The following is an 11382-nucleotide window of genomic DNA, read 5'->3' on the forward strand; positions in this document are numbered from 1 at the left end:
AGGCGACCGTGACTCACGTCCTTCCTACGGGAACCGTGACGACCGTCCGGCCCGCACTCATGACCGTCCTGGCAGTGACCGCCCGAGCCACGGTGCACGCGAAGATCGTGGACCCCGCACGGCGCCGGTGCGCAATGCCGGTGATCTGCGCAGTTCCAACCGCCCCGACCGGGAACGTTCACCCCACATTGATGCAGACGTCACCGGTGAGGAACTGGACAAGGTAACCCGCGCCCAGCTGCGGATCCTTGACTCACGCAACAACGAGTGGGTCTCCAAGCACCTGGTCATGGCAGGCCGTTTGATCGACTTCGAACCGGAGCTTGCCTTCGAACACGCACTCGCTGCCAGCCGCCGTGGTGGCCGTTTGGCTTGTGTTCGTGAAGCTGTGGCCATGACGGCCTATGCCGCCGGCAAGTACGGCGAAGCTTTGCGTGAACTGCGCACCTTCCGCCGCATCAGCGGATCCAACGCGCACTTGCCACTCATGGCCGACTGCGAACGCGGCCTGGGCCGTCCGGACCGCGCACTGGAGCTGATCAACTCCGAAGATGCGCAAACTTTGGACACCGCCGGCAAGGTTGAATTGGCCATTGTTGAATCCGGTGCACGGGGTGACTTGGGTGAGATGGAAGCAGCACTGTCAGCGCTGGAAATCCCGCAGCTGGACATGAACCGCGCGTTCTCCTTCAGTCCGCGCCTGTTCCGTGCCTACGGCATGGTGCTGCGTGCCGCTGACCGCAAGGACGAAGCGAAGACGTGGGAGCGTCAGGCCCTGGTTGCAGAGGAAGCCCTCGGCGTTGACGAAGGCATGGACCAGATCATCATCGACCTGGGCGACGATGAGGACATCCCCTTGGAATCCCCCCGCGTGCGTGTAGCGGACGTGATGGCTCCGGCCACCGCTCCTGCCACGAACGACGACGCCACCCTGGCAGCTGCGGAACTCACCTCCGGTGACGCCGAGCAGGACGAACAGAACATCGATGACGCCGAGTCTTCCCACTTTGAGTCCGACGACGCCGAGTCAGATGCCGACAGCAGTGACGACGACGGCAGTGACCAAGACAGCACTGAAGAAGACAGCACTGAGGATGACAACCACTCCAACCCCTCCGAAGGCGAGGATTCCGGCGAGTTCAACCACAGTGAGAGCTAATCCCTTGATCAGTGGCTTTGATGCGGTTTTGGCGGATCTGGACGGCGTTGTATACGCCGGTCCAGCCGCCATTCCCGGCGCCGTGGAAGCGTTGAACAAGCTCGCCGACGTCAACGTGAAGCTGGCGTACGTCACGAACAACGCTTCCCGAACGCCTGCCAAGATCGCAGCACACCTGCGTGAGCTGGGTGCTCCGGCGGACGACGACCAAGTGGTTAGTTCCGCCCAGGCGGGCGCTGCCCTGCTGGCTCAAAAGCTGCCTCAGGGCAGCAAGGTCCTGGTCACGGGCAGCACAGCACTGGCGCAGGAGGTCCAGGCGTTGGGCATGGCCGTCGTTGACGGTGCCGCTGACGCTCCGGATGCCGTCATTCAAGGGTTTGACCCAGAGCTGGGCTGGAGGGACCTGGCCGAGGCCACGTTCGCCATCAAGGGCGGCGCGCTGTGGATTGCCACCAACACCGACATGACCATCCCGCAGGACCGGGGGATTGCCCCCGGCAACGGGACGTTGGTTGCTGCGGTGCGCACCGCCGTCGGGCATGACCCGCTGGTGGCCGGCAAACCTGAGGCGCCGCTCTTCCGCACGGCTGCCAGTCGTTTGGGAGCAAAAGCACCGCTGGTGGTGGGCGACAGGCTCGACACCGACATCCTCGGTGGCAACAACGCCGGCATGGCGACGGCGCTGGTGCTAACGGGTGTCGATTCAGCGGAAGCTGCGCTGCGGGCCTGCACCGCGCAGCGGCCCACTTTCATCATTGACACCTTGGCGCAACTGTTTACGGCTTATCCAGATGTGACGTTCGACGGCGGCACCGTCACCTGTGGTGCCGCTGCCGCGCGCACAACGACGGACAGCACCGGGGAGCAGACGGTGCACATTGCCGGCAGCCCCGAAGACTCCGATTCCTGGCGTGCCGCCTGCGCCACTTGGTGGGCAGCGGTACCGGACACAGACCAGGCAACGGCACCACGCCTGGTCTGGCACACCGAACTGCCATGACAGCGAACGAAGGCCAGTTGAGCAGCCACCCACCCAGCCACCCCACGGGGGATCCAGCAGTGGATGCCCTCGTGGCGTTGGCTGCGCAGACGGCCCACCTGCCAGCCGGAGAACATAAGGCTCGCTACACGCAGGTCCTCGAAGGGCTCGAACGCGAGCTGGACGCGGACCCCACAGCGGCGCTGCGCGGGGACGCCTCGTGAGCCGCCTTGACCAGGAACTGGTCAACCGCGGGCTGGCCCGCTCGCGCACTGTGGCGGCGACCCTCATCAAGGCGGGCCGGGTCACGGTGGAAGGGGTACCGGCCGTGAAGGCGGCCCAAGCGGTGGAGTCGGGCACCGCCGTCGAACTTCTGCCGGGCCATGAAGAGGACTACGTCTCACGCGCCGGGCACAAGCTGGCCGGCGCCCTGGCACATTTCCCACAGGTCACAGTGGCTGGGAAACGCTGCCTTGACGCTGGCGCATCCACCGGCGGCTTCACGGACGTGCTGCTCCGCAACGGTGCTGCACGTGTGGTGGCCGTGGATGTGGGGCATGGCCAGCTGGTGGAATCCCTGCGCCACGACCGCCGTGTGGACGTCCACGAGGGCCTGAATATTCGCTACATGAGTGCGGAGGACATCGGCGGGCCGGCAGAGCTGACCGTGTGTGACCTCTCCTTCATTTCCCTCACCCTTGTCATGACACCGCTTGCCCTGGCCACACAGGTCGGCGGGGAGCTGCTGTTGATGGTGAAGCCCCAGTTTGAGGTGGGCAGGGAGCGTCTGGCCCGCACCGGAGTCGTGAGCAGTGAGAATGAACGACGCCGGGCTGTCGCCTTGGTGGCGTCGGCGGCAGTTGCAAACGGGCTCACCCTGCAGGACATCGGCACCAGTGCCCTCCCCGGACAAGACGGAAATGTTGAGTATTTTCTGCTCGCCAAGCGTGTTGTGTCGGGCCCTGCGCCTAAGATCGAAGAACAGGGGCGTGCCGTGGAGAAGCTGTTGGCCCGGCTCTGGCCCTAAAGCGCACATGACCCGTCCGCGAAGTTCGCGGGACAAGCAGCTCTGAGACGGGCGGGCCGGGTGCACCTGGAACTGAAACCAAGCGAAGAGGAAACAGCACATGACACGGCGCGTCTTGATTCTGGCCCACACCGGCCGTGAAGAGTCGATGCTTGCCGCCCTCGAGGCGTGCGTTGAACTTCATGCAAACAACATTGTCCCTGTCATGTACGCCGAAGAACTGGTGGACATGACAGGTTATCTGGGCGTCTCCAGCGTCAAAATGGAAGTCCTTGACCAGGACGTCACCTTGGCCGACATCGAGCTTGTCATGGTGCTCGGCGGTGACGGAACCATTCTGCGTGCCGCTGAAATCGTCCGCGACTATGACGTCCCACTGCTCGGTGTCAACCTGGGGCATGTGGGGTTCCTGGCCGAAAGCGAACGCGAAGAGCTCATCCAGACCGTTGCAGCCGTCGTCGAGCGCAAGTATTCCGTTGAGGAACGCATGTGCCTCGATGTCATGGTGCGCGTTGCCGGCAAAGTCGTCGCGCACACCTGGGCCCTGAACGAAGTGGCCGTGGAAAAGGGCAATCGCGAACGCATGATCGAAGTGGTGACAGAAGTGGACGGACGCCCCCTGACGTCCTACGGGTGCGACGGCGTGGTCATGGCGACGCCCACCGGCTCCACTGCCTACGCGTTTTCCGCCGGCGGCCCCGTGGTCTGGCCCGGCGTTGAAGCACTGCTGATGGTGCCGATCAGCGCCCACGCGCTCTTTGCCAAGCCACTGGTGGTTTCCCCGACATCCACCCTGGCCGTGGAAGTCCTCACCCGCAACGGCGCCTACGGCGTGATCTGGTGCGACGGCCGGCGCACCGTGGATCTGCTGCCCGGCGCACGCATCGAGGTGTCCCGTTCCAACAAGCCGGTCAAGCTGGCACGGACGCAGCAGTCAACATTTTCCGAACGTCTGGTCCGCAAATTTGAACTGCCCGTGCAAGGCTGGCGGGGACCCTCGGTGGAAGTGACGGAGCCGCCCACCACACAGCTGCCCATCATCAAGACGCCCAGGCCAAAGTACCCGCTGGAAGGCCGGCCCCACAGTGACATGCCGCCACTGCCGGACCTGAGGATTCCGCCGCAGGAAAGCTCCTACTCCGGCACCACGGCGTTTTATGGGGAGGACCCGGCGTGATCGAAGAAATCCGCATCCGGGACTTGGGAGTCATCTCGGAGTCAACACTCCCGCTGGGTCCGGGCCTGAGCGTCGTCAGCGGCGAAACCGGTGCCGGAAAGACCATGGTGGTGACCGCCGTCGGGCTGCTGCTAGGCAATCGGGCCGACGCCGGGGCGGTGCGCAACGGAGCAAAGACCGCCTCCGCCGAAGCTACTTTGACCCTTCCCGCCGGACACCCTGCCCTGGTGCGTGCGCTGGAAGCAGGTGCCGAGGTTGACGAGTTCGACGGTGGCGCGCAGCTCATTCTGGCCCGCACCGTCAGTGCTGACGGGCGCAGCCGGGCCCATGTGGGCGGGCGCAGCGCTCCCATCGGGGTGCTCAACGAACTGGGGGAGGCCCTGGTTGCCGTGCACGGGCAGTCGGACCAGATCCGCTTGAAGAACCCCTCGGCGCAACGCGTCGCCCTGGATAAGTTTGCCGCCGAGGCGCACAAGGGATTTTCAGCCACGCAGCAGGCTTACCGGGGAGTGTTTGAGCAGTGGCGAGCCACCCAGGCCGAGCTGGCGCAATTGCGCTCGGCGAGTAGGGAACGGTTGCGCGAAGCTGAGGCGCTGACCACGGCACTGGCTGAAATCGATGCCGTGGAACCGTTGGAGGCCGAAGACGAAATGCTCAAGGCCCAGGCCGTGAAACTGGGCAACGTGGAGGAACTGCGCAAGGCGACCTTGGGGGCCCACGAAGCCCTCAGCGCAGCTGACTACGGCGACGGCATTGATGCAGCAACTCTCGTGGACACGGCCAAGCGGCTGGTGGAAACGGTAGCCGACAGTGACGAGGAGCTGGGACAAACCACCAAACGGCTCTCCGAAGTTGGCTATTTGCTGGCTGACATTGCCAGGGACCTTGCCAGCTACGCTACGTCCCTGGATTCCGAAGGACCCGGTCGGCTGGCCGAGGTTGAGGACAGGCGTGGTGAACTGGCCGTTCTAGTGCGCAAATACGCACCCAGCATTGATGAGGTCATCGAGTGGGCGGACGCCGCCCGGGTCCGGCTGACCGAACTGAGCGACGACTCCGGCCGGATTGAAAGCCTTGAAGCTGCAGAATCCGCTGCCCTGGCGGAACTGGGCGGGCTGGCTGACCAGCTGACGGCCGCACGCCGCAAGGCGGCGGAGAAGTTGGCCAAGGCCGTCAGTGCCGAGTTGAAGGCATTGGCGATGCCCGATGCCAAGCTTGTCATTGAGATCTCTGCGACGGAACGGACCGTGCACGGCCAAGATGACGTTGCGTTCCTGCTGGCACCCCACGCTGGCGCCCTGCCGCGTCCGCTGGGCAAGGGGGCCTCCGGTGGTGAGCTGTCACGGGTGATGCTGGCGCTGGAAGTGGTGCTGGCCGCCGTCGACCCCGTTCCCACGTTCGTGTTTGACGAAGTCGACTCAGGTGTGGGTGGCAAGGCTGCGGTGGAAATTGGGCGCAGGCTGGCGATGCTGGCCGAACACGTGCAGGTTCTGGTGGTGACCCACCTGCCGCAGGTGGCCGCGTTTGCCGACCAGCACATCCTTGTCACGAAGAGTTCTGTGAGCAAAAACTCAACAGGCATCACCACCAGCAACGTGCGGGTTTTGACGTACGAGGAACGGGTTGTGGAACTGGCCCGAATGCTTGCAGGGCAGGAGGATTCAGTGACAGCGCAAGCCCACGCCAAGGAATTGTTGGCGCAGGCGGCGCGTCCCACCCACTAAGATTTTGGGGCGGTTATGCAAAATTTGGGTGCCGTTCGCGAACGTATATTGACTCATTAGATGATAGGCTCGAATTCCGTGGTGCAACGATCAAATTCCCGGTTCAGTGGTCAGTCCAAGACGACCAAACACATCTTCGTCACCGGCGGAGTCGCGTCCTCGCTCGGCAAGGGTCTGACGGCTTCCAGCCTCGGTCACCTACTGCGGGCACGCGGCCTCTCGGTCACAATGCAAAAGCTCGATCCCTATCTCAACGTGGATCCGGGCACAATGAATCCCTTCCAACACGGTGAAGTCTTTGTGACAGACGACGGCGCCGAGACCGACCTGGACATTGGCCATTACGAGCGTTTCCTGGATGAAAATCTTGAGGGCTCAGCCAACGTCACAACGGGCCAGGTCTACTCAACGGTGATCGCCAAGGAACGCCGCGGCGAATACTTGGGGGACACCGTCCAGGTCATCCCGCACATCACCGATGAAATCAAGCGCCGCATGCGCCTGCCCGCCGAAGGCCTCAACGCCCCCGACGTCATCATCACCGAAATTGGCGGCACGGTTGGCGACATCGAGTCCCAGCCGTTCCTGGAGTCGGCACGTCAGGTGCGCCAGGACGTGGGCCGCAACAACGTGTTCTTCGCGCACGTCTCGCTGGTGCCGTACATTGGCCCGTCACAGGAACTCAAGACCAAGCCAACCCAGCACTCAGTTGCTGCGCTGCGTTCCTTGGGCATTCAGCCGGACGCCATCATTTTGCGCTCCGACCGGGTCCTACCCGAAGCCATGCACGCCAAGATTGGCCGCGCCTGCGACGTGGATGTTGAAGCCGTCATTGGTTGCCCTGATGCCCCCAGCATCTACGAGATCCCCAAGACGCTGCATGCCCAGGGCCTTGACTCCTACATCATCCGTGCTCTTGACCTGCCGTTCAAGGACGTGGACTGGACCAAGTGGGACAAGCTGCTTGAAGTGGTTCACAACCCGGCACACCATATTGAGATCGCTTTGGTTGGCAAGTACATCGACCTGCCTGACGCGTACCTTTCCGTCACCGAGGCTTTGCGGGCCGGCGGTTTCGCCAACGCCACCAAGGTGAAGATCCGTTGGGTTCCCTCCGATGACTGTGCCACTGAGGCAGGGGCCCGTGTGGCCTTGGCAGACATTGACGCCATCTGCGTGCCCGGCGGCTTCGGCATCCGTGGTCTCGAGGGCAAGCTCGGTGCCCTGAAGTTCGCCCGCGAAAACCTGATCCCCACGCTGGGCCTGTGCCTGGGCCTGCAGTCCATGGTCATCGAATACGCGCGCAACGTGGTGGGCCTTGAAGGTGCGTCCTCCTCGGAGTTTGACGAGAACCCCAAACACCCCGTCATCGCCACCATGGAAGAGCAGCAGGACATCGTGGCCGGCAGGGGAGACCTGGGCGGGACCATGCGCTTGGGTCTGTACCCGGCCGTGCTCACCCCGGGTTCAGTGGTTGCCGAAACGTATGGCACCACGGATGTTGCCGAACGGCACCGTCACCGCTACGAGGTCAATAACAAATACCGGGAACAGATTGCTGCGGCAGGGCTGGTGTTCTCCGGCACCTCACCCGACGGCAAGCTCGTCGAGTATGTTGAGCTTCCGCATGACGTGCACCCGTACTATGTCTCCACCCAGGCGCACCCCGAGTTGAGCTCGCGACCCACCCGGCCGCACCCGCTCTTTGCCGGTCTGGTTGCAGCAGCGCTGGAACGCCAGAGCGCTACACGGCTGCTGGACGTCTAGATGGCACACCTTGGAGCACCGGGGACTGGGGAGACGCCTGTTGTCGGCTCCTCATCGACAAACATCGCCGATGAGGAGAGCCTGCGCACTCTGCATTCGAAGTCCACGGTGTACCAAGGACGCATTTGGGACGTTGTCTCTGACACGTTCTCACTGACACCGGGTTCGACGCCGTTGACTCGGGACTACATTGAGCATCCGGGGGCAGTGGCGGTGGTGGTGCTCAATGAGCAGAACCAGGTTCTGCTGCTGCGCCAGTATCGCCACCCCGTGCAAATGAACCTGTGGGAGGTTCCCGCTGGCTTGCTGGATATTGATGGCGAAGACTTTGTGGTCGGTGCGGCTCGCGAGCTGGCTGAGGAAGCGGACCTCGTTGCTGCCCAATGGCATGTGCTGACCGATTTTTTCAATTCTCCCGGCTCCTCCAGCGAAGCCATCAGGATCTACTTGGCGCGGGGTATCTCCTTCGTGCCGGAGGATCAGCGCCATGTGCGCACGGAGGAAGAGGCCGAGATCGAATTCGCTTGGGTCGATCTGGAAGAGGCAGCAGCTGCAGTGCTGGGTGGGCACGTGCACAACCCGTCCGCCGTCGTCGGTATCTTGGCTGCCGCCCAGGCTGCGCGCAGTGACTTTGCCAGCTTGCGTCCCGGCAACGCGCCTTGGCCTGAACATCCATCCAACCGCCAGCGGTGACGGGCACTGGCAGCTCCGGCCAGGGCGAGTCCATCCAGGCTGACTCGACAGGAGTGACTTGCGGCATCCAGGATTATCTGCTGCATGTGGGGGTGGAGCGCGGGCTGGCACCGAACACCCTGCAGGCATACAAGCGTGACCTGCGCAGGTATCAGGAGTTCCTCACCGCCGCAGGCGTCGCCGAACCGGGTAGCATTGACCGGCACCACGTGAGTGAATTTGCCCAAGGCCTCTCGGATGGGGCCGACGGCGGCACACCCCTGGGGCTGCGCTCCGCAGCCCGGACCATCGTGGCCGTCCGCGGGCTGCACAAGTTTTGGGCCCTTGAAGGGCTCAGCGACGCAGATCCTGCAGCTGACGTCCACCCGCCGCAGGCAGGGCAGCGTCTCCCCAAGGCCATTAGCGTCCACGACGTGACACGCATACTCGAAGTAGTCGGAACAGATACGTCCACCGGGTTGCGGGATGCGGCCATGCTCGAATTCCTGTATTCCACAGGCGCACGCATCAGCGAGGCAGTGGGATTGGACGTTGATGACCTGATGCTGCCTGAGTCGGCGGAAGACGGCCCTTCTTTGGTGCGGCTCTTTGGCAAGGGTTCCAAGGAACGCGTCGTGCCCATCGGTTCCTACGCGCTGCGGGCCCTTGATGCGTACCTGGTCCGTGGCCGTCCTGTCCTCGTGGCCAAAGGTGGCGGCACGCCGGCGCTGTTCCTCAACGCCCGTGGTGGACGGATCAGTCGGCAAAGTGTGTGGACCATCCTGAAGGTAGCTGCGGAGCGGGCGGGGGTCTCGGCGGACGTCTCACCGCATACACTGCGGCACTCGTTTGCCACCCACCTGCTCGAAGGGGGTGCGGATGTGCGTGTCGTGCAGGAACTTCTCGGACATGCCTCGGTCACCACCACGCAGGTCTACACACTTGTCACCGTCGAAACGCTGCGTGAAGTGTACGCCGCGGCCCATCCGCGGGCGCTGGCTGACTAATATTTCCCGGCTTTTAGCGGCTGTGGGCGGTCATGGCCAGCCCACGCATCGCCTCCGCGGATGAGGGAGTGGCCCCCACAACCGGCCTATCTTTGCCCTGCAGAGACTGATACCGTGGCAAGGATTCCCGGTGTCAACGACGATACCGGGAATCCAGTCCATGAAAATTGGGGTAATTGCTGTGAAGAAAGTCCTAGCCGGTGTTGCGCTTGCCGGAGTCCTGACCTTGTCCGCTGGAACGGTCGCCGCCCAGGCTGCGCCCGGATACCCTGCATCGCCACCTTCAGCCATCGGTACTTTGCTTCCCGGCGAAGCCACCACCTTTAGCGGCTCCGGGTTTACCCCCGGAGAAACCATTGACGTCACCATCACCCTGACCAGCTTCGTGGCGGGCGAACCCGTCCGGTCGCTGCCTACCTCCACTGCCGTGGCCGATGCTGCCGGTGATTTTACGACCCAACTCATCTTGGGGTGGGAGGAAGGTACCTATCAACTGACCGCCACCGGACAAACGTCAGGAGTGACGGTCAACAATACGGTCACCGGAATTTCTAGCGGTCCTGTCATGGCGGCGGACAATCCCAACGATGCGAAGGACGGCATGATTGCTGGGCAGGATGCCTTGGCCTACACCGGCATTGACGCCGCTGGCGCTGCTATCCTGTCCCTACTTGGAGTAGGTGTCTTGGGCGCTGGCGTTGGCATGGTGACGGTTTCCCGTCGCCGCCATGGGCAGCCCGCCTAGCTGGTGCAGCCGGATTCCCTGACAGCAAACCGCCGCTGGCACCATCCCATGAGGCAGGCCCGGAACCAATGGTCCCGGGCCTGCCTCATGGCTGGCAAGGAACGCTAGGCTGGGAACATGACTGCTGCCCAAGTGACCCTTTGTTTCCCGCTTCGCACCAACCCGGAAGGTGTTGAGGAGGTGCTGCTCGGCGTGAAGAAAACAGGCATGATGGGGACCGGGAAAGTGGTGGGTATTGGCGGACACGTCGAAGTGGGGGAGTCCGTTGAACAGGCCATCTGCCGAGAAGTGGCAGAGGAAAGCACTCTCATCATCGAGGAATCAGACCTCGTGCCGGCGGGAACAGTTGACTTTGTTTTCCCTGCCAAGCCCGCGTGGGACATGCTTGCTACGGTGTTCTTGTGCCGGAAGTTCGTGGGTGAGCCAGCAGAGAGTTCCGAGCTGCGGCCAGTCTGGTACCCAGTGAACGAGCTGCCGCACGAGCGCATGTGGGCGGATGCAACCCACTGGGTTCCGGCTTTCCTTGCCGGGCAAAGAAGCGACTGGCGGGTTGTGCTCAATGACGACAACGAAACGGTGGCATCCAGCACGCACACTGCTGCACCAGAACACTAGAGTGCCAGAACAGCATCGCTCCACCTGGGAAGGAGGGGAAGCTGGAACCTCCCCTCCTTGCCAGGTGGCCGGCTGGAAACTTGGTTCAGGGCTTGGCAACCGTCAATAAGAATGTGGAATCTTCCAAAGCGTCAACGCAGTGTCGGGCCAGCGGAACCACCAGGTGATCGCCCGGGGCGCCTTCCCAACTGACCTCCCCGGCCTTGAGCACAATGCGCCCGCTCAGTACCTGAACAGTTGCTTCGCCGGGGTTGTCGTGTTCATCCAGCGAGGAACCTGCGGCCAATGCCACGACGGTCTGGCGCAGAATGCGCTCGTGCCCGCCATAGACGGTGCGGGCGCTGCGGCCGCTGTTCTTGGTTTTGGCCGAAGCCATCAGTTCCCGGGCCAGTGCTGTCAGGGATGACTTTTCCATGATGCTCCTTTGCAAGTGCTTGGCTCATATCTGCTTTCCCTCACAGTACCCTCAAGGAACAGCTCCGGGGCGCAAGTGAAACAAGAAGTGAAACA

At 63.1% G+C, this 11382-nt stretch carries 12 protein-coding genes; 11 read left to right on the forward strand and 1 reads right to left on the reverse strand.

All coding sequences use genetic code 11. The annotated features are described in order from the left end of the window. The 11 genes from Q4P21_RS08695 to Q4P21_RS08745 form a co-directional block, all read left to right on the forward strand. Positions 1 to 1159, forward strand: a 1159-nt coding sequence (locus Q4P21_RS08695) for a tetratricopeptide repeat protein (RefSeq protein WP_369598882.1), incomplete at its 5' end; no start/stop codon positions are given. Further along, on the forward strand, positions 1149 to 2159 hold the full coding sequence (locus Q4P21_RS08700; RefSeq protein ID WP_303388393.1) for an HAD-IIA family hydrolase: 1011 nt from the start codon (positions 1149 to 1151) through the stop codon (positions 2157 to 2159). The genes Q4P21_RS08695 and Q4P21_RS08700, both read left to right, overlap by 11 nt. Next, positions 2156 to 2362: a hypothetical protein gene (locus Q4P21_RS08705; RefSeq protein WP_303388394.1), complete on the forward strand. Its 207-nt coding sequence runs from the start codon at positions 2156 to 2158 to the stop codon at positions 2360 to 2362. Before Q4P21_RS08700 ends, Q4P21_RS08705 begins: the two co-directional genes overlap by 4 nt. Next, positions 2359 to 3165: a TlyA family RNA methyltransferase gene (locus Q4P21_RS08710; RefSeq protein WP_303388395.1), complete on the forward strand. Its 807-nt coding sequence runs from the start codon at positions 2359 to 2361 to the stop codon at positions 3163 to 3165. The genes Q4P21_RS08705 and Q4P21_RS08710 overlap by 4 nt, the downstream gene beginning before the upstream one ends. Before the next feature lie 100 nt (positions 3166 to 3265). Next, positions 3266 to 4342, forward strand: coding sequence for an NAD kinase (locus Q4P21_RS08715; RefSeq protein ID WP_303388396.1), 1077 nt, complete (start codon positions 3266 to 3268; stop codon positions 4340 to 4342). Then, positions 4339 to 6066, forward strand: a complete 1728-nt coding sequence (recN, locus tag Q4P21_RS08720; protein WP_303388397.1) for a DNA repair protein RecN — start codon at positions 4339 to 4341, stop codon at positions 6064 to 6066. Before Q4P21_RS08715 ends, recN begins: the two co-directional genes overlap by 4 nt. A 60-nt stretch (positions 6067 to 6126) precedes the next feature. After that, entirely contained in the window at positions 6127 to 7833 is a 1707-nt protein-coding gene (locus Q4P21_RS08725) for a CTP synthase (protein ID WP_303388398.1), read from the forward strand. Further along, positions 7834 to 8526, forward strand: coding sequence for an NUDIX hydrolase (locus Q4P21_RS08730; protein ID WP_303388399.1), 693 nt, complete (start codon positions 7834 to 7836; stop codon positions 8524 to 8526). 32 nt (positions 8527 to 8558) lie between these two features. Then, positions 8559 to 9512 (forward strand): site-specific tyrosine recombinase XerD, encoded by a 954-nt coding sequence (xerD, locus tag Q4P21_RS08735; RefSeq protein WP_303388418.1) that lies wholly within the window; start codon positions 8559 to 8561, stop codon positions 9510 to 9512. 130 nt (positions 9513 to 9642) lie between these two features. After that, positions 9643 to 10257, forward strand: a complete 615-nt coding sequence (locus Q4P21_RS08740) for a peptidase (protein WP_303388400.1) — start codon at positions 9643 to 9645, stop codon at positions 10255 to 10257. A gap of 117 nt (positions 10258 to 10374) precedes the next feature. Further along, the gene (locus Q4P21_RS08745) at positions 10375 to 10872 is read left to right on the forward strand and encodes an 8-oxo-dGTP diphosphatase (RefSeq protein ID WP_303388401.1); all 498 of its coding nucleotides are present in this window, start codon (positions 10375 to 10377) and stop codon (positions 10870 to 10872) included. Between the two features lie 85 nt (positions 10873 to 10957). Here Q4P21_RS08745 and Q4P21_RS08750 read toward each other — a convergent pair whose 3' ends face one another. After that, the gene (locus tag Q4P21_RS08750; RefSeq protein ID WP_207345335.1) at positions 10958 to 11287 is read right to left on the reverse strand and encodes a cupin domain-containing protein; all 330 of its coding nucleotides are present in this window, start codon (positions 11285 to 11287) and stop codon (positions 10958 to 10960) included. Positions 11288 to 11382: the final 95 nt, after the last annotated feature.

Source organism: Arthrobacter sp. (assembly GCF_030540645.1).
In the GTDB taxonomy this organism is placed as follows: Bacteria; Actinomycetota; Actinomycetes; order Actinomycetales; family Micrococcaceae; genus Specibacter.

Excerpts from the sequence above, each read along its gene's own strand:
- Q4P21_RS08705 (WP_303388394.1), top strand. The coding sequence starts at position 2,156 with ATGACAGCGAACGAAGGCCAGTTGAGCAGCCACCCACCCAGCCACCCC.
- Q4P21_RS08715 (WP_303388396.1), top strand. The coding sequence starts at position 3,266 with ATGACACGGCGCGTCTTGATTCTGGCCCACACCGGCCGTGAAGAGTCG.
- Q4P21_RS08725 (WP_303388398.1), top strand. The coding sequence starts at position 6,127 with ATGATAGGCTCGAATTCCGTGGTGCAACGATCAAATTCCCGGTTCAGT.
- Q4P21_RS08730 (WP_303388399.1), top strand. The coding sequence starts at position 7,834 with ATGGCACACCTTGGAGCACCGGGGACTGGGGAGACGCCTGTTGTCGGC.
- Q4P21_RS08745 (WP_303388401.1), top strand. The coding sequence starts at position 10,375 with ATGACTGCTGCCCAAGTGACCCTTTGTTTCCCGCTTCGCACCAACCCG.
- Q4P21_RS08750 (WP_207345335.1), bottom strand. The coding sequence starts at position 11,287 with ATGGAAAAGTCATCCCTGACAGCACTGGCCCGGGAACTGATGGCTTCG.